General features: G+C 69.0%; 21 protein-coding genes. 11 read left to right on the top strand and 10 right to left on the bottom strand.

Going from position 1 to position 23,743, the window contains the following annotated elements:
- The first annotated feature begins 26 nt into the window (after positions 1 to 26).
- Positions 27 to 4,586 (top strand): ATP-dependent helicase, encoded by a 4,560-nt coding sequence (locus tag HF877_RS03820; protein WP_169619851.1) that lies wholly within the window; start codon positions 27 to 29, stop codon positions 4,584 to 4,586.
- Between the two features lie 2 nt (positions 4,587 to 4,588).
- Positions 4,589 to 5,383 carry an Fpg/Nei family DNA glycosylase gene (locus HF877_RS03825; RefSeq protein WP_169619852.1) on the top strand — a complete coding sequence of 265 codons (795 nt, stop codon included), beginning with the start codon at positions 4,589 to 4,591 and terminating at the stop codon, positions 5,381 to 5,383.
- On the opposite strand, the gene HF877_RS03830 is transcribed toward HF877_RS03825, so the two are convergent.
- Positions 5,359 to 5,976 (bottom strand): TetR/AcrR family transcriptional regulator, encoded by a 618-nt coding sequence (locus HF877_RS03830; protein ID WP_169619853.1) that lies wholly within the window; start codon positions 5,974 to 5,976, stop codon positions 5,359 to 5,361. The genes HF877_RS03825 and HF877_RS03830 overlap by 25 nt on opposite strands.
- Before the next feature lie 50 nt (positions 5,977 to 6,026).
- On the opposite strand from HF877_RS03830, the gene HF877_RS03835 reads away from it, so the two are divergent.
- Positions 6,027 to 7,049: an oxygenase MpaB family protein gene (locus HF877_RS03835; RefSeq protein WP_169619854.1), complete on the top strand. Its 1,023-nt coding sequence runs from the start codon at positions 6,027 to 6,029 to the stop codon at positions 7,047 to 7,049.
- Between the two features lie 4 nt (positions 7,050 to 7,053).
- Positions 7,054 to 7,593: a hypothetical protein gene (locus HF877_RS03840; protein WP_169619855.1), complete on the top strand. Its 540-nt coding sequence runs from the start codon at positions 7,054 to 7,056 to the stop codon at positions 7,591 to 7,593.
- A 38-nt stretch (positions 7,594 to 7,631) separates the two neighbouring features.
- On the opposite strand, the gene glpD is transcribed toward HF877_RS03840, so the two are convergent.
- Entirely contained in the window at positions 7,632 to 9,347 is a 1,716-nt protein-coding gene (gene glpD / locus HF877_RS03845; RefSeq protein ID WP_169620002.1) for a glycerol-3-phosphate dehydrogenase, read from the bottom strand.
- A 129-nt stretch (positions 9,348 to 9,476) separates the two neighbouring features.
- On the opposite strand from glpD, the gene glpK reads away from it, so the two are divergent.
- Entirely contained in the window at positions 9,477 to 10,991 is a 1,515-nt protein-coding gene (glpK, locus tag HF877_RS03850) for a glycerol kinase GlpK (RefSeq protein WP_169619856.1), read from the top strand.
- A 23-nt stretch (positions 10,992 to 11,014) separates the two neighbouring features.
- Here the strand turns inward: glpK and HF877_RS03855 are convergent, their stop codons facing one another.
- On the bottom strand, positions 11,015 to 12,052 hold the full coding sequence (locus tag HF877_RS03855; RefSeq protein ID WP_240951965.1) for an alpha/beta hydrolase: 1,038 nt from the start codon (positions 12,050 to 12,052) through the stop codon (positions 11,015 to 11,017).
- 62 nt (positions 12,053 to 12,114) lie between these two features.
- Here HF877_RS03855 and HF877_RS03860 point away from each other — a divergent pair, with 62 nt between their 5' ends.
- Positions 12,115 to 12,756 carry a TetR/AcrR family transcriptional regulator gene (locus HF877_RS03860; protein ID WP_169619857.1) on the top strand — a complete coding sequence of 214 codons (642 nt, stop codon included), beginning with the start codon at positions 12,115 to 12,117 and terminating at the stop codon, positions 12,754 to 12,756.
- On the opposite strand, the gene HF877_RS03865 is transcribed toward HF877_RS03860, so the two are convergent.
- From HF877_RS03865 to HF877_RS03875, 3 genes are all read right to left on the bottom strand, one after another.
- Positions 12,741 to 13,544 (bottom strand): MerR family transcriptional regulator, encoded by an 804-nt coding sequence (locus tag HF877_RS03865; protein WP_240951967.1) that lies wholly within the window; start codon positions 13,542 to 13,544, stop codon positions 12,741 to 12,743. The genes HF877_RS03860 and HF877_RS03865 overlap by 16 nt on opposite strands.
- Positions 13,545 to 13,558: 14 nt before the next feature.
- Positions 13,559 to 13,984 (bottom strand): VOC family protein, encoded by a 426-nt coding sequence (locus tag HF877_RS03870; protein ID WP_169619859.1) that lies wholly within the window; start codon positions 13,982 to 13,984, stop codon positions 13,559 to 13,561.
- Positions 13,985 to 14,060: 76 nt separating this feature from the next.
- A complete protein-coding gene (locus HF877_RS03875; protein ID WP_169619860.1) occupies positions 14,061 to 15,458 on the bottom strand; it encodes an NAD(P)H-quinone dehydrogenase in 1,398 nt (465 codons plus the stop codon).
- A 178-nt stretch (positions 15,459 to 15,636) separates the two neighbouring features.
- Between HF877_RS03875 and HF877_RS03880 the strand changes: the two genes are divergently transcribed.
- Positions 15,637 to 16,107 carry a gamma-glutamylcyclotransferase gene (locus tag HF877_RS03880; protein WP_169619861.1) on the top strand — a complete coding sequence of 157 codons (471 nt, stop codon included), beginning with the start codon at positions 15,637 to 15,639 and terminating at the stop codon, positions 16,105 to 16,107.
- A gap of 18 nt (positions 16,108 to 16,125) precedes the next feature.
- Here HF877_RS03880 and HF877_RS03885 read toward each other — a convergent pair whose 3' ends face one another.
- The 3 genes from HF877_RS03885 to HF877_RS03895 are packed head-to-tail and all read right to left on the bottom strand — an operon-like array spanning position 16,126 to position 19,188.
- Positions 16,126 to 17,283, bottom strand: coding sequence for a M20 family metallopeptidase (locus HF877_RS03885; protein WP_169619862.1), 1,158 nt, complete (start codon positions 17,281 to 17,283; stop codon positions 16,126 to 16,128).
- Positions 17,280 to 18,440 (bottom strand): M20 family metallopeptidase, encoded by a 1,161-nt coding sequence (locus HF877_RS03890; RefSeq protein ID WP_169619863.1) that lies wholly within the window; start codon positions 18,438 to 18,440, stop codon positions 17,280 to 17,282. Before HF877_RS03890 ends, HF877_RS03885 begins: the two co-directional genes overlap by 4 nt.
- Before the next feature lie 49 nt (positions 18,441 to 18,489).
- On the bottom strand, positions 18,490 to 19,188 hold the full coding sequence (locus HF877_RS03895) for an enoyl-CoA hydratase/isomerase family protein (protein ID WP_169619864.1): 699 nt from the start codon (positions 19,186 to 19,188) through the stop codon (positions 18,490 to 18,492).
- Between the two features lie 65 nt (positions 19,189 to 19,253).
- Here HF877_RS03895 and HF877_RS03900 point away from each other — a divergent pair, with 65 nt between their 5' ends.
- Together HF877_RS03900 and HF877_RS03905 are read left to right on the top strand one after the other, a co-directional pair.
- Positions 19,254 to 20,066 (top strand): purine-nucleoside phosphorylase, encoded by an 813-nt coding sequence (locus HF877_RS03900; protein ID WP_169619865.1) that lies wholly within the window; start codon positions 19,254 to 19,256, stop codon positions 20,064 to 20,066.
- Positions 20,063 to 21,541 carry a phospho-sugar mutase gene (locus tag HF877_RS03905; protein ID WP_169619866.1) on the top strand — a complete coding sequence of 493 codons (1,479 nt, stop codon included), beginning with the start codon at positions 20,063 to 20,065 and terminating at the stop codon, positions 21,539 to 21,541. The genes HF877_RS03900 and HF877_RS03905 overlap by 4 nt, the downstream gene beginning before the upstream one ends.
- Positions 21,542 to 21,571: 30 nt before the next feature.
- On the opposite strand, the gene upp is transcribed toward HF877_RS03905, so the two are convergent.
- Positions 21,572 to 22,195, bottom strand: a complete 624-nt coding sequence (gene upp, locus HF877_RS03910) for a uracil phosphoribosyltransferase (RefSeq protein WP_169619867.1) — start codon at positions 22,193 to 22,195, stop codon at positions 21,572 to 21,574.
- A gap of 144 nt (positions 22,196 to 22,339) precedes the next feature.
- Between upp and HF877_RS03915 the strand changes: the two genes are divergently transcribed.
- Positions 22,340 to 22,714 (top strand): type VII secretion target, encoded by a 375-nt coding sequence (locus HF877_RS03915; protein ID WP_296548988.1) that lies wholly within the window; start codon positions 22,340 to 22,342, stop codon positions 22,712 to 22,714.
- On the top strand, positions 22,711 to 23,688 hold the full coding sequence (locus tag HF877_RS03920) for a C40 family peptidase (protein ID WP_169619868.1): 978 nt from the start codon (positions 22,711 to 22,713) through the stop codon (positions 23,686 to 23,688). The genes HF877_RS03915 and HF877_RS03920 overlap by 4 nt, the downstream gene beginning before the upstream one ends.
- The last annotated feature ends 55 nt before the right edge of the window (positions 23,689 to 23,743 follow it).

Here is a 23,743-nt window from a genome sequence, read left to right on the forward strand (position 1 = left end):
TCGGCGGTCGGGTGCACGATAGACAGGTGAGCTCTGTCCTCGACCGATTCTCCGCACCGACCCGTGAATGGTTCGGCGGAGCTTTCGACGCCCCGACTCCCGCTCAGCTCGGTGCGTGGGAGTCGATCTCGTCCGGCGCGCACACCCTGGTCGTGGCACCCACCGGTTCCGGCAAGACGCTCTCCGCGTTCCTGTGGTCGCTCGACCGGCTCGCCGCCACCCCGGCCGACGAGACGGTCGCCCGCGAGCAGCGCACGCGGGTGCTCTACGTCTCGCCGCTCAAAGCTCTCGCGGTCGACGTCGAACGCAACCTGCGATCGCCGCTGGTCGGGATCACCCAGACCGCCAAACGGCTCGGCCTCACCCCGCCGGACATCAGCGTCGGGGTCCGCTCCGGCGACACCTCGCAGGCCGACCGACGCAAGCTCGCCCGCACCCCACCCGACATCCTGATCACCACTCCCGAGTCGCTGTTCCTCATGCTCACCTCGTCGGCGCGGGAGAACCTCGCCGGCGTGGAGACCGTGATCGTGGACGAGGTGCACGCCGTTGCCGGCACCAAACGGGGCAGCCATCTCGCGCTGTCGCTCGAACGGCTCGACCTGCTGCTGCGCGCGCCCGCGCAGCGCATCGGACTGTCCGCGACGGTGCGGCCCCACGAGGAGGTCGGCCGGTTCCTCGCCGGTGGCGCGCCGATCCGGATCGTCGCACCCCCGGCGGCCAAGACGTGGGATCTCACGGTCCGGGTCCCGGTGGAGGACATGACGGAACTCGGTGTCGCCGAGCCGGACGAGGACTCTGCGTCGCCCACTCCCCAGGCGGGGTCGATCTGGCCGCACGTCGAGGAACAGATTGTCGACCTCATCACCGCACACAGGTCGACCATCGTGTTCGCGAACTCGCGACGGCTCTCCGAGCGGCTCACCGCCCGTCTCAACGAGATCTACACCGAACGCGCCGGCACCGACGTCGAGCGCACGGGCAAACCTCCGGCGCAGATCGGGGCACCCACCGAAGTCACGTACGGCGCCGAACCGGTGCTGGCCCGCGCCCACCACGGCTCCGTGAGCAAGGATCAGCGCGCCCTCATCGAGGACGACCTCAAAAGCGGGCGGCTACGGTGCGTGGTGGCCACCTCGAGCCTCGAACTCGGCATCGACATGGGTGCGGTCGACCTGGTCATCCAGGTGGAGGCACCGCCGTCGGTCGCGAGCGGCCTGCAACGGGTGGGCCGCGCCGGGCACCAGGTGGGTGAGACGTCCCGCGGTGTGCTCTTCCCCAAGCACCGCACCGATCTCATCCATTGCGCCGTCACGGTGGAGCGCATGGTCGCCGGGCAGATCGAAGCGTTGCAGGTACCCGCCAATCCCCTCGACGTGCTGGCCCAGCAGACGGTCGCGGCGACCGCGCTCGAACCGCTCGACGTCGACGACTGGTTCGACACCGTGCGGCGCAGCGGATCGTTCGCGTCCCTGTCGCGACCCGTGTTCGAGTCGGTGCTCGACCTCATCGCGGGACGCTATCCGTCCGACGAGTTCGCCGAGCTACGGCCGCGTGTGGTGTGGGACCGCACCGAGGGCACGCTCACCGGGCGCCCGGGCGCGCAGCGACTCGCGGTCACCTCGGGCGGCACCATCCCCGACCGCGGATTGTTCACCGTGTTCATGGTGGGCGAGAAGAACACCCGTGTCGGAGAACTCGACGAGGAGATGGTCTACGAATCGAGGGTCGGCGATGTGTTCGCACTCGGTGCCACCAGTTGGAGGATCGAAGAGATCACGTTCGACCGGGTACTGGTCTCGCCCGCTTACGGTCGTCCCGGCCGCTTGCCGTTCTGGCACGGAGACAGCCAGGGCCGGCCCGCAGAACTCGGAGCCGCTCTGGGCGCGTTCATCCGCGAACTGGGCCACGCCGACGCCGAGGAAGCCGAAAAACGCTGTCGCAACGGCGGACTCGACGAGAACGCGACGACCAACCTGATCGCTCTGCTCACCGAGCAGCGCACCGCGACAGGACAGCTTCCCACCGACCGCACCCTGGTGGTCGAACGGTTCCGCGACGAACTCGGCGACTGGCGACTGGTGCTGCACTCCCCGTTCGGATTGCGGGTACACGCACCGTGGGCACTGGCGGTGGGCGCCCGATTGCTCGAGCGGTACGGCGTCGAATCCCACCCGACGGCCTCCGACGACGGCATCATCGTGCGACTGCCCGACGCCGACGACGCGCCACCGGGGTCGGAGATCTTCGTCTTCGACCCCGAGGACATCGACGAGATCGTCACCGAGCAGGTCGGTGGATCGGCGCTGTTCGCGTCGCGGTTCCGGGAGTGTGCGGCCCGCGCACTGCTGTTGCCGCGCCGCAACCCCGGCAAGCGGGCGCCGTTGTGGCAGCAGCGGCAACGCTCGGCCCAATTGCTCGATGTCGCGCGGCGCTACCCGACCTTTCCGATTCTGCTCGAGACCGTCCGGGAGTGCCTGCAGGACGTCTACGACCTGCCCGCCCTGCACGACCTCCTCGGTCGCGTCGCCCGCCGGCAGATCCGCCTCGTCGAGGTGGAAACGCCCACCGCCTCCCCGTTCGCCTCGTCACTGCTGTTCAACTACGTCGGCGAGTTCCTCTACGAGGGAGACAGCCCGCTCGCCGAGCGCCGCGCGGCCGCGTTGTCGCTCGATTCGACGTTGCTGGCCGAACTGCTCGGTCGCGTGGAGTTGCGCGAACTGCTCGACGCCGACGTCATCGCCGACGCCGAACACGAACTGCAGCGACTGACACCCGAGCGGCGCGCGCGCGATGCCGAGGGTGTCGCCGACCTGCTGCGACTGGTCGGGCCGCTCACCGATGCCGAGTTGCGCGAACGCACCACCGACGATCCGACCGAGTGGGTCGCCGACCTCGCCCGCCGGCGACGTGCACTCCGCGTCTCGTACGCGGGCGAACAATGGTGGGCCGCCATCGAAGACGCGTCCCGGTTGCGTGATGCGCTCGGCGTGCCGTTGCCCATCGGGGTGCCCACCGCGTTCGTCGAACCGGTCGCAGATCCGCTCGGTGATCTCGTGGGCCGGTATGCCCGCACTCACGGTCCGTTCACCGCGGCCGAGGTCGCGGCGCGGTTCGGGCTCGGCACGGCCGTCGTCGACTCCGTGTTGCGGCGGATGGCCGCGGACAGGCGCGTTACGTCGGGGGAATTCCGTCCGGGTGCCACCGGGTCCGAATGGTGCGATTCCGAGGTGCTGCGGCGGCTGCGACGGCGGTCGCTCGCAGCGGCCCGCCAGGATGTCGAACCGGTCAGCACGGCCACGCTCGGCCGGTTCCTTCCCGACTGGCACCATCTCGGGAAGGGTGCGGGTGGCAGTGCTCTCTACGGGCTCGACGGCGTTCTCACGGTCGTGGAACAACTCGCCGGGGTTCCGCTTCCGGCAAGCGCACTCGAGCCACTGGTCCTCGCACCCCGGGTGCGCGACTACTCACCGACGATGCTCGACGAACTCACCGCGACAGGTGAGGTGGTGTGGTCGGGCGCCGGGTCGATCTCCGGCAAGGACGGCTGGGTCCTGCTCCACCCCGCCGACCTGGCACCGGTGACCCTCGCGCCCGCCGAGGAACTCGACATGTCCCCGATCCACCACGCGATCCTCGACTCGCTCGCCGGTGGTGGCGCGTTCTTCTTCCGTCAGCTCACCGATGCCGTGTCCGCCCGGGAACCGACCGCCACCGACACGAATGTCGCTGCAGCACTGTGGGACCTGGTCTGGGGCGGATACATCTCGGGAGACACGCTTGCGCCGCTGCGGGCCTTGATCGGCGATACCTCCCGCGCGACGCCCGCGCACCGGACCCCGCGGCGCGCCCCACGGGCGCGGATGTACCGGGCCCGCCCGGCGATGCCGTCGCGCACCGGCCCGCCCACCGTCGCCGGTCGCTGGTCGTTGCTCCCCGAACGTGAGACCGACGCGACGATCCGTGCACACAGCATCGCGGAACTGTTGCTCGAGCGGTACGGGGTCGTCACCCGGGGGGTCGTGGTGAGCGAGGGCGTACCCGGCGGGTTCGCCACGATGTACAAGGTGCTCAGCCGGTTCGAGGAGCGTGGTCGTTGCCGGCGTGGGTATTTCGTCGACTCGCTGGGAGGGGCCCAGTTCTCGACACCCGCGGTCGTCGACCGCCTGCGCTCGTTCGCCGACTCGATCGAAGGCCGGCACGACGAAACCGCGGCGATCACCCTCGCAGCCTGCGACCCTGCCAACCCGTACGGCGCCGCACTCCCGTGGCCGAAGTCCTCGGCCCCCGACGACGCACCCCGCCACCGCCCGGGACGCAAGGCCGGTGGCCTGGTGGTTCTCGTCGACGGCGCCCTCGTGCTGTTCATCGAACGCGGTGGCCGCACGATGCTCACCTTCGACGACGATCCGGGACTGCTGCGCAGTGCGTGTGCTTCCCTCGCCGCGACCGTCAAGCGCGGGGGCGTCGACAAGATCGTCGTGGAGAAGGTCGACGGTGCCTCCATCCACGGGCACGCGTTCGCCGACATCCTGGGCGAGTCCGGTTTCTCGGCGACGCCGCGCGGATACCGGTTGAGGTTCTGACGATGCCCGAGGGCGATACGGTCCACCGCGCGGCGCGGCAACTGAACGCCGCTCTGGCGGGGAGAACGCTCACCGAAACCGATTTCCGCGTACCTCGTTTCGCCACAGCGGATTTCACGGGTTGCATTGTCGACGAGGTGGTGTCGCGGGGCAAGCACATCTTGATCCGGTTACCCGGCCACACGATCCATTCGCATCTGAAGATGGAGGGCGAGTGGCACATCTACGAGCGCGGCGCGCGGTGGCGTAAACCCGGTTTCAAGGCTCGCGTGGTACTGGGTACGGAACAGACGCAGGCCGTCGGGTTCGAACTGGGAATCCTCGAAGTTCTCCCCCGTGACCGGGAAGAGGATGCGGTGGGCCACCTCGGGCCCGATCTGCTCGGAGCCGACTGGGACGCGGCGCGCGCCGCGGAGAATCTGTCGCGCGACCCGCTCCGCCCGATCGGGGTTGCCGTGCTCGATCAGCGGGTCATGGCGGGCGTGGGCAATGTGTACCGGTCCGAATTGTGCTTCCTGCGCGGCGTCGATCCGCGGGAGCCGGTGGGTACGGCAGGTGATCCTCGGGGCTGGGTGGACCTCGCACACCGCATCCTCACCGCGAACCGCGAGCGGGCGGTGCGGGTCACGACGGGTGATCGTCGTCGCGGCCGGAACCTCTGGGTGTACGGGCGGCGCGGCGATCCCTGCCGACGTTGCGGGACACCCATCGAATCCTGGGACCTGGGCACGGCCGCCGAACCGGAGCGGGTGGTGTACCGGTGCCCCCGCTGTCAGCCGCGCGGTACCGGACCGTAAGCCTCTCCGGCATGTTCGAGTAGCGAAACGCACTGTGCCACCAGCATTTCCCGGGACACCGTGACGTCGCCTTCAAGGTAGCCCATGAACATGCTGGTGAACGCTCCGACCAGTCCCACGGCCACCAGGTGCCGATACGCTCGATCCTCGATGCCGGTGAGCCGGCCCTCGACGAGCGCGACGAATGCCGGCGCGAGTTCGAGACCACGGCTGCTCAGGGCGGGCTCGCGCAGCGGGGCCAGGAGCAGCACGCGCCCCTTGGCCGGATCATCGACGGCGAGGCCGACGAAGGCCCGCACCGCAGCCTCCGCGACACCCGTCGGCGGCGCCGAGGCAACCGCGGCCGCGAGCGCCTCGCGCGCCTGTTTCGCGACGTGTGCGTACACCTCGCGGACGAAGGTGTCCCGGTCGGTGAAGCTCTCGTAGAAGTACCGCTCGGTGAGTTCGGCCGCGCGGCACACGGCACGGACGGTCGCGATCGCACCGCCGGGCGCGCCGATCAGGTCGGTACCGGCGGTGAGGAGCCGTTCCCTGCGTACCCGTCGGCGTTCTTCGATGCCGACCCCCGCCCAACTGCGGCGCGTGGTGCCCACTGCTGTTTCCCGTCGTTGACTACGTGCCGGACAGATCCTACTCTGACAACATGCGTAGTCAGTATCCCGGCGGTCAGGGCGTCGACGAGCCGGCACCGGACGAGACGACGGCCCGTCCGGCTGCGGCACCGCCCGAGCCGCTCGGCCCCGACTCGCTGACCTGGAAGTACTTCGGCGGGTGGCGCGGCATGCTGTTCGGGCCGTGGGCCGGGTCCATGCAGAACATGCATCCCGGCCTCGGTGCCGGCGTCGAGGAACACTCGGAGTTCTTCGACGAGCGCTGGGAGCGCCTCTACCGGTCGCTGTACCCGATCTACGGAGTCGTCTTCGACGGCCCGCGGGCACCGGAGACCGCCGCGCAGGTACGCGGGTACCACAACACCATCAAGGGCGTCGACAAGAAGGGACGCAAGTACAACGCGCTGGACCCGGGCACGTTCTACTGGGCACACTCGACCTTCTTCTACAGCCTCATGGTGTCGATCGAGTGGTTCGACGGCCCGCTCACCCTCGAAGAAAAGCATCGCCTCTTCGACGAGCACGTGCAGTGGTATCGCCTCTACGGCATGCCCATGCATTCGGTCCCCGAGTCGTGGGAGGCGTTCCTGGAGTACTGGGATCACATGTGCCGCAACGTGCTCGAAGACAACAAGGCGACCCGCGACGTCCTCGACCTGTCGAACCTCGATCGACCGCCGTTCCTGCGGTGGTTCCCCGAACCGGTCTGGAAAGCGCTGCGTCCGCCGGTCGTCGCCGGGTTCTCCTGGCTCACCGTCGGCCTCTACGACCCCCCGGTGCGCGACCTGCTCGGGTATCGCTGGAGTGCTCGCGACGAGAAGATCCACGCCTTCGTGGGCCGCGCCATCGGTCTGGGCGGCAAGGTCGTGCCGAAGCGCTTCCGCTATCACCCGCGCGCCCGAGCGGGCCTGGATCGCGCCGCCGGCCGCATCGCCCGGGACGCCCCGGTGCTGCACACCCCGGGTCGTAATCTGCCGCCCGTGGACCGCCGCGACTCGCCGGTGCATTACAGCCCGAAAGTCACATCACGGCACCGGCCCGGTGTGACACGCTGACGGGGTGTCCTCCACCCCGGCTCGCGACGCACCACGCCGGTCGGTTGCGTCCCGTCGTGTTCCGCTGTCACGCAATGCGGCGGCAAGCCGGATAAGTGCGTACGTCTACGGCAACGTGCTCGTCCTCGCAGCCCTGGTTCCGATCACGACCACCAGGCAGTACATCGGCATCGCGATCGTGCTGGGCACCGCGCTCTCGACGTTTCTGGCGCATGTGTTCGCGGAGTCGGTCTCGCAGAGCGTGCGGTCGGCGCGCCCACTCACCGGCGCCGAGCGCTGGGTGGAACTCCGCAACTCGGTCCCGATCCTGTCGTCCGCGTCGCTGCCGTGCCTCATTCTTCTCACGGCGTGGCTCGGATGGCTCGAACCTCGTACGGCACAAGTGCTCGCCGAGGTCGCGATTCTGATTCGCATCGGTTCGACGGTGTTCGTCGTCCAACGCCTGCAGGGCCGCCCCGCCGGGACCACGACCGTCTTCGCGGCGGTGGGATTGGCCCTGCTCGCGTCGGTGGTCGTGGTCGTCAAAATCGCACTCACGCACTGACGATCACGGACGTCCGGCGTGGCGGGCCCCTACTCACGTCACCTGGTGATCGGTACCGGCTCCAGGATCTCCCCGCGTGCTTCGGGGGCCGCCACCCGCAGGGCATCGGCCGACTCGTCGTCCGGCTGGGTCTGCGACAGGATTTCGGCTTCCACCCGGGCCCGGTAGATGTCGACCTCGCGATCGACCGTCTCCTCGTCCCACCCCAGGAGCGGTGCGACGAGCCGCGCCACCTGCTCCGCGCAGTGCACCCCGCGGTGGGAGTACTCGATCGCGATCCGGGTGCGCCGCGCCAGGATGTCCTCGAGATGCAGGGCGCCCTCCGCAGCGACCGCGTACACCGCTTCCACCTGAAGGTAACGCGGCGCATCGGTCAGCGGCTCGAGCAATTCGGGCCTGTTCTTCGCGTGCTCGAGGACCTGGTCGATCATCGAGCCGTACCGGTCGAGCAGGTGCTTGACCCGATAGGGATGCAACCCGTATTCCTCGGCGAGGGACATGGTCTGGTTGACCAGCGCGAAGTACCCGTCGGCGCCCACGAGCGGCACCTTGTGCGTGATGGAGGGGGCGATCCGTGTCGGGATGTCCTCGGCGGCGAGATCGACGGCGTCCTCCGCCATCACGCGGTAGGTGGTGTATTTGCCGCCCGCGATGGCGATGAGGCCGGGTGCAACCCGCGCGACCGCGTGTTCGCGCGACAGTTTCGAGGTCTCGTCGCTCTCCCCCGCCAGCAGCGGCCGTAGCCCGGCGTACACCCCGTCGATGTCGTCGTGGGTGAGTGGCACCACGAGCACACGGTTGACGTGATCGAGAATGTAATCGATGTCCGCTTTCGTGGCCGCCGGGTGGGCGAGATCGAGGTTCCAGTCGGTGTCGGTAGTGCCGATGATCCAGTGATTGCCCCACGGGATGACGAACAGCACGGACTTCTCGGTGCGCAGGATGATCGCCGAGTCGCTCACGATGCGATCACGCGGAACGACGATGTGGACGCCTTTCGACGCCCGCACCCGGAATCTGCCCCGCTGGCGGGACAAAGCCTGGATCTCGTCGGTCCACACACCCGTCGCGTTGATGACCGCGCTTCCGCGCACGTCGATGACAGAGCCGTCCTCCGTGTCGCGCACACGGACCCCCGCGACTCCGTCGGCCTCCCGCAGGAATCCGACGACCTGCGTCGACGTCCGGACAACCGCCCCGTAGTGCGCGGCCGTCCTCGCGACCGTCATGGTGTGGCGCGCATCGTCGACCACGGTGTCGTAATACGAGATTCCGCCGGTGAGCGAGGACCGCTTGAGACCGGGGACCATACGCAACGCGCCCGCCCTCGTCAGGTGCTTCTGCGCCGGCACCGACTTCGCGCCACCCATCCGGTCGTACAGGAAGATCCCCGCACCGATGTACGGACGTTCCCATACCCGATGGGTAAGCGGAAAAAGGAACTTCAACGGCTTGACCAGGTGCGGAGCGAGGGTGGTCAGCGCAAGTTCACGTTCGCGCAGCGCTTCTCTCACCAGACCGAACTCGAGTTGTTCCAGGTATCGCAAGCCGCCGTGGAACATCTTCGACGACCGGCTCGACGTCCCCGATGCGTAATCGCGGGCCTCCACGAGCGCGACCCGCAGTCCTCGTGTCGCCGCGTCGAGCGCCGCACCGGCTCCGACGACACCCCCGCCGATGACGATGACGTCGAATTGTTCGGTGGCGAGTTGCCGCCATGCGTCGGCGCGCTGTTGCGGTCCGAGGGGTTGCACACCTGGTTGATTCACCGCACCGCTCCCGTGAGTCGCCGACGTATCCCCGACAAGGCTAGTAGTTTCGACCGCGCAGCGCGCAGTAGATGCTGCCCTGAGCCATCCCGTCCGCCCTATCGAGGATCATCCGTGAACCAGTACATCGCCGCGATCGACCAGGGCACCACCTCGAGCCGGTGCATCATCTTCGACCACGACGGCCGTATCGTGGCTGTCGCGCAGAAGGAACACCGGCAGTTCTTTCCGCGCGCCGGCTGGGTGGAGCACGACCCCGAGGAGCTGTGGCTCAACACGCGCGAAGTGGCTGCCGTGGCACTGGCCAAGGCGGACGTGCGCAGGCAGGACATCGCCGCGATCGGCATCACGAATCAGCGCGAGACGACGGTCGTCTGGGACCGCACGACAGGCAAGGCGGTCTACAACGCGATCGTCTGGCAGGACACGCGAACCGACCGGCTCGTCGAAGAACTCGCGGGTGACGCCGGCGTGGACCGCTACCGCGACGTCACGGGCCTTCCGCTCTCGACCTACTTCGCGGGCCCCAAAGTGCGCTGGATACTCGACAACGTCGACGGTGCCCAGGAGAGGGCAGACGCCGGGGAACTGGTGTTCGGCACCATCGACAGCTGGATCGTATGGAAACTGACGGGCGGTGCCGGTGAAGACGGGCACGGACCGGGAGTCCACATCACCGACGTCACCAACGCCTCCCGCACGATGCTGATGAATCTGGACACGTTGCAGTGGGATTTGGAGATCTGCGCGGATTTCGGGATACCGGTCTCGATGCTTCCCGAGATCCGGAGTTCGTCCGAGGTCTACGGGCACGCCCGCGAACGCGGACCCTACGCGGGCGTCCCCATCGCCGGGATCCTCGGCGACCAGCAGGCCGCGACGTTCGGTCAGGCCTGCCTGTCCCCCGGCGAAGCCAAGAACACCTACGGCACAGGGAACTTCCTGCTCCTCAATACGGGCACCACACCGGTCCGCAGCGAACACGGACTGCTCACCACCGTGTGTTACCGCATCGGGGACCGGCCCGCCGTCTACGCGCTCGAGGGCTCGGTCGCCGTCACGGGGTCGCTCGTCCAATGGCTGCGCGACAACCTGGGGATTCTGCGGTCCGCCGCCGAAGTCGAGCAACTCGCCGCATCCGTGCCGGACAACGGCGGGGCGTACATCGTGCCGGCCTTCTCGGGCTTGTTCGCGCCGCGTTGGCGCCCCGACGCGCGCGGCGTGATCACGGGCCTGACCAGGTTCGTCGACAAACGGCACCTCGCGCGGGCGGCACTCGAAGCCACCGCGTATCAGACCCGGGAGGTCATCGAGGCGATGCACGCCGATTCGGGCGTCGAACTCCACACGTTGAAGGTCGACGGCGGAATGGTCGTGAACGACCTGCTCATGCAGTTCCAGGCCGACATCCTCGGCGTGCCGGTCGTGCGGCCGGTGGTCGCCGAAACCACCGCTCTCGGTGCGGCATACGCGGCGGGACTGGCCGTGGGCTACTGGAACGGTGAGGACGACATCCGGCACAACTGGGAAGCCCAGAAGACGTGGGAGCCGACCATGCGCGCCGACGAGCGCGAACGTCTGTTCGCAGGATGGAACAAGGCGGTCGAGCGCACCTACGACTGGGCCTGACCACACCACGTCCTCGCGTGCGGTCAACCCCGCTCGGCGTCGCGCCAGAACTCGGGGAGTTTCACGGCCAGAAAGTCTTTCGCTTGCATAGGAAGCGAATGCGTGGTGTCGGGCACGATATCGACCGTCGCATCGGGGAGACGGCGGGCGCGCTCGGCGGCAGACCTGCCTCCGGCGAGCGAATCTCGTTCTGCGATAGCGACGTACGTGGGCATCACCAGCGAATTCAGCGCGGCGTCGTTCAAAGGTGACGGGGTCGGAAGTTGCGCCGAGAAGTGTTCCGAAGCGGCGGCGATCATCTTTGACATGTCGTCGTTCGGGTCGAACTCGGCGCCTCCCACCTTTCCGAGTGCGGTGTTGTGCCAGCTCTCGGGCAGGAACGGGACGGTCGAGATCATCGTCCAAGCGAGCATGCGCACCGGGGGGTAGGCAAAGGTGAACACGGGCTCGAGAAGCGTCAACGACCGGACGCGCTCGGGGAACCGGTGAGCGTAGGCCGCCGCGCTCGCGCCGCCGAACGAATGACCGACGACGTGAGCGCCCTCGGGTGCGAGTTCGTCGAGCACCTCGGAAATCCACAGTGCCTGCTGCTCGGTCGAGGACAGCGGAACACTCTGGATCGACAAACCGGCATCGCCGAGCGCGTCGAACGCGAGCACACGGCGGTGAGGCAGGAACGTGCCGAGGTTCTCCGCCCACATCGGCACACCCGAAGACATGCCTGGGATCAGGACGACCGGAACTGCACCATCCGCCCCGCCCGAGAACCATTCGTACACGCGTACCGATCCGAATCGGGTCGCGAGGTCGTGGGTCGCGGTCGGTGGGGGAAGAGCAGACATCGCCCGGTCGTAGGTCTCGACATAGATTTCGCGCCCCTCGGCGTCACGAAAGTGGCCGACGCCCGGAGCGCCGGAGAAGAACTGCCAGATCCCCACCACACCCACTGCGGACAGAACGACAGTCAGCGCCATGCCGGTGCGGCGCAGCCATCGGTGAGGGCCGCGGTCACGTCCTGGAGCATCCGGCCGGACGTCCGCTCTGTTCGTGCGTTCGCTCATGAGGCATCCCGAGGCCGACGGTTCGAACTTTTACAGTATACGCATATTGTAAAGTTCTCGGTATGCCGAAGGTTGTCGATCACGCTCGACGTCGCAGGGAAATCGTGTGGGCTCTGTGGGCCGTCATTCACGAACGAGGCATCGACGGCGTGACCTTTCGGGCGGTCGCAGCCGAGGCGGGCGTCTCGATCGGCCGAATCCAGCACTACTTCGAGTCGAAAGAACACTTGATCCGGTGCGGTGCGGAGGAAATCGTCGCCGGCGCCGAGCAGTCCTACCGTGACGGCGACTCGCACACCGACCCTCGCGCAGCGCTCGACACCCTCCTGACGCAACCTGTTCCGACGACCGGCCCGTCCCTCATCGGCGCCTCGGTCTGGTACGCGTATCTGGCTCGGGCCGTGAGCGATCCGTGGATCCGGGGCTTCATCACGGACGCCTCACGAGGAACGGTCCGTGAGGCGGAGCGGCTCCTCGGAAGCGCCGGGCTCTCGGCAGAACACGCGCACGCCGCAGCGATGCGGTTGGTTGCTCTCAGCAACGGCGCCACGCAATCGGTACTCGTCGGCGCGATGGAGGCCGACGTCGCGAACCACCTCATCACCAGGGAGATCGACCGGACGTTCGACGACACCGACGGTCCGATCGCGTCTCGGACCGAGGCGACCGAACGCACCTACGACCGAGCTCACCCCGGTCGATAGTCCTCGGGCACGGGATGCACGACGCGCGTGCGCATCTCGTCTTCGCCGACCACCGCTGGGTCGGCGAGGTAGTACTCACGCACCGGGCCTTCCACGGGCACACCGTCGTCGGCGAGACGCGCGAACAGCACGTGATAGGCGACCGGTAGCAGCGCCGGCGCGCCCCTGAAGTCCACGCCCGCAAAGACCCCGCCGGGCAGGGTCACGGTCTGCGCCTCGACGGCCTCATCCAGCCGGGCGCCGGCGCCGATTTCCAGACCCACCCCGAACGAGACCTCGCCGTCGAGCGCGGCGGGGTATCGGCCGACGACAGACGCCGACCCGTCCAGACCATACCGCCGGGCCTGCGCGAGCAGGGTGCCGATCGCCTCCGAGGCGGACTCGTCGAGCGTCTCCGCCGCGGCACAGGATTCTCTCCACAACACCGTTGCCGCGTCGATGTGGTGAACGGCAACGGGAAGATCCGCGTCCACCGCGCTCCCCAGAGAATCGACGAGAGCGAACGACCGGGCCGCGCGCGCCGCGTCCCGTTCGATGCGGGCACGCTCGGCCGCGAGCACCTCGCTCCCCTGCGCCGGATCGCTCAGGAACACCCGGATCGCCGCGACCGACACATCCGCACGGCGAAGCAATCCGATCCGCAGCGCCGTCGCCAGTTGTGACGGCGCGTAGAAACGGTAGCCGGTGCCGGGGTCCACGCGGTCCGGGGTGAGCAGCCCCTCGCGGTCGTAATACCGCAGTGCCTTCACCGTCAGTCGTGCGGCGCGCGCGAACTCACCGATGCTCATCCAGCGCGCCTCTGTCATTGCGGCCCGCCGGAGACCGCGGCGCTCTCGGCGAGGTCGCCGGCGTACGGGATCACGGTGATCACGTCCACGAGCAACCCGTCGGGGTCGGTCGTCATGAAGTGCCGCTGCCCGAAATCCTCGTCCCGGAGCGACAACACGATCGGAAGTTCCGCAGCGATCGCCGCGGCGTGCACGCGGTCGACGTCCTCGACCTCGACGGACACGAGCACACCCGCCGGCGCCGCCCGGAATCCCTCGGGGACGGTGTGGTGTCCTCGTTCGACGAGTCCCAGTTGCACGGACTCGCTACCGGGGGCTTGCAACTGCACGTACCACCCGCTGTCGAATACGACGGCGAGGTCGAGCAGTCCGGTGTAGAAGTCGCGGCTGCGGGCCACGTCGGCGGCCGGGACCACGGGAAAGATGCTGTTGATCGTCATACACCCACCCTCGTTCCTCCCCTGAGGGGAGAGTCAAGCCCCGGCGCGCCACGCGGTCTCGCAGCGTCGTGCGGGGTCAGTCCAGGTCGTCGTGACGCATCAGCTGGCGGGCTGCCTCGGTCACCGAGCCGCTGAGCGACGGGTAGACCGCGAACGTCTGCGCCAGGTCCGCCACGCTGAGATTGTTCTGCACCGCGAGTGCGATCGGCAGGATCAACTCGGATGCGGTGGGTGCGACGACCACGCCGCCGATCACGACGCCCGTCGCGGGCCGGCAGAAGATCTTCACGAAACCGCGACGCACTCCCGACATCTTGGCGCGGGGGTTGGTGTTGAGCGGCAGCATGACCGTCCGGGCGGGAACCTCACCGGCGTCGATGGTGGCCTGGCTCACGCCGACCGCCGCGATCTCGGGACGGGTGAACACCGCCGCCGCAACGGTCTTGAGCTTGATCGGGCTCACGCCCTCGCCGAGCGCGTGGTACATCGCGATGCGGCCCTGCATGGCGGCGACCGATGCCAGCGGCAGCAGTCCCGAGCAGTCACCTGCGGCGTAGATCCCGGGAACCGCGGTGCGCGAGACCCGGTCGACGGGCAGGAATCCACCACGGTCGAGTTCGAGCCCGACCTTGTCGAGCCCGAGTCCCTGCGTGTTCGGGACGGAACCGACGGTCATGAGCGCGTGGCTGCCCTCGACGATCCTGCCGTCGGCGAGCAGCACCCGGACACCGTTCTCGGTGCGCTCGACGGCGTCGGCACGGGCGTGCTTGACGAGGGTCACGCCCCGCTCGGCCAGGACGTCTTCGAGTACGAGCGCTGCGTCCTCGTCCTCGTGCGGCAACACGCGGTCGCGGCTCGAGACGAGGGTGACGTGCACCCCGACCTCGGTGTACGCGGATACGAACTCGGCGCCGGTGACACCGGAACCCACGACGACCAGCTCCTCGGGCAGGGTGTCGAGGTCGTACAGCTGGCGCCACGTGAGGATGCGTTCGCCGTCCGGCTCTGCACCCGGCAGGATCCGGGGACTCGCGCCGGTGGCGATCAGGACCACGTCGGCGTCGAACACCTTCTCCTCGCCGGTGTGGAGGTTGGCGCGGACCTTGTGCGCGGCCATACCCGGCTGGCTGTCGATGAGTTCGCCGCGCCCGGAGTACAGCTTCACCCCGGCCGCCTCGAGCTTGGTGCGGATGTCGGACGACTGCGCGCGGGCGAGACTCTTGACGCGGGAGTGCACCTGCGGCAGGGCGACGGTCGCGCCCTCGAGCTCGATGCCCAGGTCCCCGGCACGCCGCATGTCCGTACGTACCCCGGTGGACGCGATGAACGTCTTGGACGGGACGCAGTCGAACAGGACACACGCACCGCCGATTCCGTCCGAATCGATCAGTGACACCGATGCGCCGTATTGTGATGCGACCAGCGCGGCCTCGTATCCCGCGGGGCCGCCGCCGATGATGACAATCCGGGTCATGGTTCTCCTCTGTATCGATTCCGAAGGGTGCCGGGGGACGAGCGCAACGCACGCGGGGGTGTGCGGGCGTCCCCGACAACGCTATGCCACGGGCATGCCCACTCGCATACGGACCTGGCAACACAGGCGACGAGCGCCCCTGATCTTGCGGCGGGCGGCGACCCGTTAGCCTTATGCCGTGCCGATCTACGCCGCCTACGGGTCCAACATGCATCCCGAGCAGATGCTGAAGCGCTGCCCGCACTCCCCGATGGCGGGGACGGGCTGGCTGCACGGGTGGCGGCTGACATTCGCGGGCGCCGATATCGGCTGGGAAGGCGCTCTCGCCACAGTGGTCGAGGATCCGGCGGCGAAGGTCTTCATCGTCCTCTACGACGTCACCGAAGACGACGAGCGCAGCCTCGACAGCTGGGAAGGTGCCGAACTCGGGTTCCATCGCAAGATCCGCGTGCGCGTCGACACCGCCGACGGACCCGTGCTGGCGTGGCTGTATGTGGTCGACGGCTACGAGGGCGGTCTCCCGTCCGCGCGCTACCTGGGTGTGATGGCCGACGCCGCCGAGATCGCCGGAGCGCCCGCCGAGTACGTGCGGGATCTGCGCACTCGTAACAGCCGCAACGTGGGCCCGGGGCGTCCCGACAGCTTCTAGACCCGGCCCCCGGGCGAACTACCCGACGCCCAGCGCCAGATTCGTCATCACCCGGACACCGACGGCAAGGGCTCTCTCGTCGAGATCGAAGCCCGGCTGGTGGATGTCGAGCTGCGGCCCGCTGCCCGACCACACGCCGAGGCGGCCCATCGCGCCCGGCACATGCTCGAGATACCACGAGAAGTCTTCTCCGCCACCGGATTGCGGAGTGTCGGACAACGCGTCCGGTCCGACCGGACGGATCGCGTCCTCGAACATGCGGGCCGACTCCGTGTCGTTGACGACAGGTGGCACGCCACGCAGATAGTTCAGTTGATACCGCACACCCGTCGGTGCCAGGAGTCCGTGCACGATTTCCCGCACCATCGGCTCGAGCAGTTGCCAGGTCGCGTGGTCACCGGTGCGTACGGTGCCGGCGAGCATGCCGGTGCGGGGAATAGCGTTGGGCGCCTTGCCCGCACTGACAGCGCCCCACACCATGACGGTTCCGGTGCGGGGGTCGATGCGCCGGCTCAGCAGTCCCGGCAAGCCGGTGATCACCGCGCCCAGTCCGTACACGAGGTCGCCGGTGAGGTGCGGGCGCGAGGTGTGACCGCCCGGAGAGTCCAGGACCAGTTCGACGGTATCTGCCGCGGACGTGATCGCGCCGGTCCGCATCCCGACCTTGCCCGCCTCGAGCCGCGGGTCGCAGTGCAGCGCGAAGATCCGCGACACCCCGTCCAGGCCACCGGCGGCGACCACGTCGAGAGCGCCGCCCGGCATCACTTCCTCGGCGGGCTGGAACACCAACCGCACACCGACCGGCAACTCGGGCATCGACGCGAGCGCGAGACCCGTACCGAGCAGCACCGTGGTGTGTGCGTCGTGGCCGCAGGCGTGAGAGACACCCGGCACAGTCGACGAAAACGGCAGACCGGTGATCTCCTGGAGCGGCAGCGCGTCCATATCGGCACGTAGCGCAATACGCGGACCGCCGGTGGGGCCCAGGTCGCAGATGAGGCCTGTTCCGCGCGGCAGCACCTTCGGCACGAGTCCCGCGGCAGCCAGGTGCCGCGCGACGAACTCCGTCGTGGCGTACTCCTGACGTGCGAGTTCCGGATTGGCATGCAGATGCCTGCGCCAGGCACTGAGATCTTCGGTGTGCGCTCCGAGCCACTTCTCCACGTACGGATTCATCGGCGCTCGACTCCCTCGAGCAACCGGGCGCGCTGGACGGGATCGGCGGCAGCGCGCGCAGCGGTCGCTGCGAGAGCGCGCGCACCGTCGAGAACTGCGCGGTCGGCCGAGTCGGTGACGCATGCCGCGGCGAACGCTTCCTGATGCGTCACGGCACCACCGGAGTCCAATCCGATGACCGGATGAATTCCTGGCACCACGTTCGTCACGTTTCCCATGTCGGTGCTGCCCAGCGGGCGCGATCCTTCCTCTTCGGCGGGCAACGGCGCGCGGCCGAGCCCGATGATCTCCTCACGATATGCCTGCACCAGCCACGGGTCGGGTGTGAGCTCCGTGTAGGGCGGCGACACCGTCCTGATCCGGTGTGTGCAGCCCGTCGCGATCGCGCCGGCTGCGAAACAGCCCTCCGCACGCCGGCCGAGGTCGTCGAGCAGTTCGGCCGAGGTCGCGCGCAGGTAGTAGAGAAGCTCGGTGTGGCCGGGCACGATGTTGGGGGCGGCGCCGCCGTAGCCGACGATGCCGTGGATCTGCTGGCCCGGGTGCAGGTGCTGCCGCAGCAGGCCGACGGCGACCTGCGCGACGGTGGCGGCGTCCGCGGCGTTGCGCCCGTGTTCCGGGGCCGCGGAGGCGTGGGCCTCGCGGCCCAGGTAATCGACGGCGATGTCGGAGAGTGCGAGCGAGGTCGCACCGGTGATGTCGATCGGTCCGGGATGCACCATCATCGCCGCGCCGACGTCGTCGAATACTCCGCGTTCGAGCATGAGAACCTTGCCGCCGCCCGTTTCCTCGGCGGGCGTACCGATCACGCGGACCGTGACGCCGAGTTCGTCCGCGAGCGCGGCCAGACCGATGCCCGCGCCGACCGCGGCCGCAGCAATGATGTTGTGCCCGCACGCGTGTCCGATGCCGGGCAGCGCGTCGTACTCGGCGCAGAACGCGAGCACCAGGTCACCGCTGCCGAACCGGGCATCGAAGGCGGTCGGCAGGTCGGCGATGCCGGTGCGCACCTCGAAACCGCAGCCGCGCAGCACGTCGATGATCTTCGCGGCGCTGCGGTACTCCTCGAAGGCGAGTTCCGGTTCGGCGTGAATCGAATGCGACAGCGCGACCAAGGTGTCTGAAGCAGCCTCGATCGCGCTGTCGGCAAGTGTCGTCACGCTGTCCAGTCTGTCATGCCGGACCGACCCGACGGATCGGGCAGCAGCGTCAGCCGAGCACGAAGTTCGACGCGTCCGTCCGTATCTCGAGAGCAGCGATCAGAGGGGCGTGCAGACCACGCTTGATGGTCGTGAGGTTCTTGCCCCGGGTGCCGGTGAGCGCGGCGGCGCGTTCGACGGCCGCGGCGAGTACCGCGTCACCGTCGACGGTCTGCTCGACGATGCCGGACGCCACGGCGTCGGTGCCCCCGTAACGGCGACCGGTCGTGATGGCCTCCACCGCGGTCTGGATCGGCAGCCGGGACCGGACCAGCGCCGACATCCCCACCGTGAACGGCATGTTCAGCTGCACCTCGGGCAGGCACCAGAATCCCCGGTCCGCTCGCATGACACGGAAATCATGGGCCAGCGCAAGCATGGCTCCGGCACCGAACGCGTGGCCCTGCACGGCAGCGACCGTGGCGGCGGGGAAGGTCAGTATCCGCACGTAGAGGTCGTGCACGGTATCGAGGTACCCGGGCAGTTCCGTCAGGTTCGCGAACACCCAGTCGGTGTCGAGTCCGTTGCTCCAGAACTTGCCCGTCGCTGCGGTGACGAGGGCCGCGGGGCCGTCGTGCGCTTCGACCTCGTCGAGCAGCGCGCCGATCGCCGCGAGCCGATCCGGGTGGAAACGGTTGTCCGTCGCTTCCGCGTCGCGGTCGCCGAGGTGCAGTACGAAGACGTCGCCGTCGCGTTCGAGATAGGGCATGCGAGCCAGGATAACGCCCGTGGTTACTCGCAAGTAACCACGGCCGGGACGTTAGGGTCCGTGTCATGGGACACCCGGACGTCATTCTCGATCCCGCAGCCGAAGCGATCGCTGCCGCCGCCGTCATCGCCGAACGTTCGTCGGTGCCTGCGCACGGCGTCGCCGTCGTCCTGGGCTCGGGGTGGCGCGCGGCCGTCGAGAGGTTCGGCACGCCCGTCGCCACCGTGCCGATGAGCGAACTCCCCGGCTTTGCACCGCCCACCGCAGCCGGACATCCCGGCACCGTGCACTCGGTGCGGGCAGGCGACAACGCGGTTCTCGTTCTGGCGGGCCGCAGCCACGCCTACGAAGGTCACGACCTCACCCGTGTGGTCCATCCCGTCCGCACGGCCGTCGCTGCGGGCGCGCACACCGTGATCCTCACCAACGCCGCCGGCGGTATCGATCCCGATTTCGCGGTAGGTCAGCCGGTGCTGATCTCCGACCACCTCAATCTCACCGGCCGGTCGCCGTTGCGAGGTGCGCAGTTCGTGGACCTCGTCGACGCGTATTCCGCAGATCTACGTGCACTGGCGCGCGAGATCGACCCCAGCCTCGCCGAGGGCGTCTACGCGGGACTGCCCGGCCCCCACTACGAGACGCCCGCGGAGATCCGGATGCTGCGCACCCTCGGCGCAGATCTAGTGGGCATGTCCACCGTGCACGAGACGATCGCCGCGCGCGCCGCCGGTGCGCGGGTGCTCGGCGTCTCCCTCGTCACCAACGCCGCCGCCGGCATCACCGGCGCGCACCTCGACCACGCGGAAGTCCTCGCGGCGGGTCGCGACGCAGCCACCCGGATGGGCGATCTGCTCCGCGACCTGGCAGCGCGGCTGTGACGTTGCGTTTCGGCACCGCCGGGCTGCGCGGCCCGGTGGGCGACGGGCCCGACCGGATGAACGTGCCCGTGGTCGTTCGTGCCACGGCGGGGCTCGCACGCTGGCTGACCGACCGTGGCCACGGCGGCGGCACCGTCGTCGTCGGGCGCGACGCCCGGACCGGCTCGGCGGACTTCTTCGCTGCCGCGGCGGAAGTCCTCGCGGCGGCCGGGTTCGACGTGGTGGCACTGCCCCGCCCGCTTCCCACTCCCGTCACCGCGTTCGCGGTACGTGACCTCGGAGCCGTTGCGGGAGTTCAGATCACGGCGTCGCACAACCCCGCCGGCGACAACGGCTACAAGGTGTATCTCTCGGGTGGCGCACAGTTGGCCGCACCCGCCGACCGCGAGATCGAAGCCGCGATCGATGCAGCACCGGACGCGGCACAGATTCCGCGCACCACCGTCGTCACCTCGGGTGACGAACTTCTCGAGCGGTATCTCGCACGAGTGGCGACGTTGCCGCGCTCATCCCGGCGTGATGTGCGGATCGCCCTGACCCCGCTGCACGGTGTCGGCGGGGAGACCGCCGTCGCTGCGCTGCGCGCCGCGGGGTTCGACGACGTGCATGTCGTCGCGTCCCAGTTCACCCCCGACCCCGCCTTTCCCACGGTCGCCTTCCCCAACCCCGAGGAGCCCGGTGCGTCCGACGCGCTGCTGGCACTCGCCTCCGCCGTCGGTGCCGACGTGGCCCTCGCCCTCGATCCCGACGCCGACCGCTGTGCGGTCGGAGTACCCACCGCGGACGGGTGGCGGATGCTGCGCGGTGACGAGACCGGGGTGCTGCTCGGCGAGCGCATCCTGGAATCGGCTCCGCCCGACCCGCTCGTCGCCACGACCATCGTGTCCTCCACGCTGCTCGGCAAGCTCGCCGCGGCGCGCGGCGCCCGGTTCGCCCAGACCCTGACCGGCTTCAAGTGGCTCGCCCGCGCCGGAGACGGATTGGTCTACGCATACGAGGAGGCGATCGGTCACTGCGTCGACCCCGACGCGGTGCGCGACAAGGACGGCATCGGCACCGCCGTCGTGGTCGCGGACTACGTTGCGGCTCTGAAAGCGTCGGGGCGCACGCTTCTCGATACCCTCGACGACCTGTACCGCGAGTTCGGTATCCACATGGGCGATCAGGTCTCGCTGCGCGTCGACGATCTGAGCCGCATCGACGAGATCATGGCGCATCTGAGGTCGTCGCCACCGCGCACGCTCGCGGGCGAGGCGGTGACGGTCACCGACCTGGCTGCGGCCGACGGACCGCTGAACACCGACGCTCTCGTGTTCGAGGGCCCGACCGTGCGCGTGGTGGTGCGGCCGTCCGGCACCGAACCGAAGCTGAAGTTCTACCTCGAGGTCGTCACCGACATCGACCGCTCCACCGCGGAGACAACTCTCGGAGCCCTCCGCGAGTGGGCCTCCGCGCTCGGCGACTCGGTGCTCTGACCGACCGGCTCGGGATGCGACTTCCCCGGACTACCGGGGACCGTACTGGCGATCTCCGGCATCGCCGAGACCCGGCACGATGTACTTGTTGTCGTTGAGACCCTCGTCGACCGACGCGGTCACCAGGCGGACCGGATGACCGGACGCTGCCAGCGCATCGACCCCCTGCGGTGCCGCGACGACACACACCGCGGTGATGTCGGTGGCGCCGCGCGCCACGAGCAGGTCGAGGGTGTGCACCATCGAACCTCCCGTCGCGAGCATCGGATCGAGCACGAACACGGGCAACCCGGACAGGTTCTCGGGCAGCGACTCGAGATACGGCACCGGCTCGAAGGTTTTCTCGTCGCGGGCGAGACCCACGAATCCCACCCGAGCCTGAGGGATCAGGGCGTGGGCCTGGTCGACCATGCCGAGTCCGGCGCGCAGGACGGGGACGAGCAACGGCGGCTGTTGCAACCGCACGCCCTCGGTGACCGCCACCGGCGACTTGACCTCGAACTTCTCGACCGGCGCGTCGCGCACCGCCTCGTAGACGAGCATCTGGGTGAGCCGGCTCAACGCGTCTCGGAATGCAGCGTTGTCGCTGCGTTCGTCGCGAAGAATGGTGAGGAGAGAAGCAGCGAGCGGGTGGTCGACAACGAGCATGTCCATGCAGAAAAGGATAGAGCGCTCACGACACGTGCAGGTACGAGGGAACCGGACCCGTCCGCTATGCGTCGAACCCCGATGAGGAATGTCCACCTCGCGCCGCACTCGACGTGACGGTGGACACCGCAATCGACCACGGGGGGACGAGTGTCGGAAGAACTCGACAGGGACCGGCAATTCGGCGGCGGACCGCACGAAGGAACCGTGGTGGCGGTCCGCGCCGACACCGCGACGATCGCGGCGTTCGGGCACCGGGCTGCCGCACTGGCCGAACGCATGCACAGTGCGGCAGCACACACCCGGGACGGTGACCCCGCCCTGCTCGGTCCGGTGCTCGGCCCCGTGGGTGCGACGTTCTTCGCCGCGCTCGTTGCGACGCACGACGCCCACGGACGCGACCTCGATCGCCTCGGCGGCGCCCTCGCCGGGATGAGTGCGGCAGCAACGGCGTCGGCGGCGGCATACGAGCGTTCGGTCGACGCGGTGGCGCGTCGACTGCTGGCCGTGCAGGACGACGCGTGATCGCGGCCGTCGGCGGCGACCTGCTGACAGCGCCCCTGAGGGAGTTGCTCGACGCCTTCGGTTCCGCTTCTGCCCCGGCACCGGATCCGGGCGCCCTCCTACGGGTAGGAGCACAACTCGCGGAGGAGGTTCATGCGGCCGGGCGGGACGCCGTCGCCGAGCTTGCGTGGGCGTGGACAGGGCCCGCCGCGGAGAATGCCGTCGCCGGCGCCGAACGGGTGGTGTCCGATGTCCTGGTGGCCGCCGACCGTGGACTCGGCATCGCGGCCGTCGCGCTGGAGGCGACGGTCACCGTCGCGACCGGCACCGCCGAACTCCAACGGCTCGTCGACTCGTTCCTCGCGTTCGCGAATCGGGCGGCACCCGTGGCGGGTCTGCCGCACGGTCAGCTGATGCTGCTCACCGTCGCGGTCGAGCACATCGCCGAGGGTCTGCGGGTGCTCACCCGGGTCGTGTCGACCCTCGCGGATCTCACCGACCGGCTGACCGCGCTGCTCCCCGAGCACACCCCGGTGGACGCGCCGTCCGCGGCCGACCCCGCCGCGCACGCGATGGTGGGAAGCCGATCCGGGGACACCGGAACCGAGGTGGTCCTTCCCGACGGCAGCGTCAGCACCGCCCCCAATGCCGCCGCGGCGACGGCCGTCCGCCGCGCGCTCGAGCAGCAGGGCACGCCGTACCTGTGGGGCGGCACGTCGCCCGGCAGCGGACTGGACTGCAGCGGTTTGACGCAGTACGCCTACGCCGAAGCGGGCGTGGAGATCCCACGCTTGGCGCAGGAGCAGGACGTCGGGCAACGCGTCGATCCGGGATCGGTCCTGCCGGGCGACCTCGCGGTCTGGGACGGGCACGTCGCGATGGTGGTCGGCAACGGAATGATGGTGGAAGCAGGCGATCCCGTCGCGGTCACCCCGATCCGCACCGGCAACGGCGGCATGGCGTTCCAGGGGTTCTACCGGCCGACGACTGCGTGAACGGTGTACGCCGGCCGACCGGAATCGTCCGGGCCGGGAACCACCCGGGCAGTCC

The sequence above is a fragment of the Rhodococcus sp. BL-253-APC-6A1W genome, from assembly GCF_012843405.1.
Classification (GTDB): Bacteria; Actinomycetota; Actinomycetes; order Mycobacteriales; family Mycobacteriaceae; genus Rhodococcus.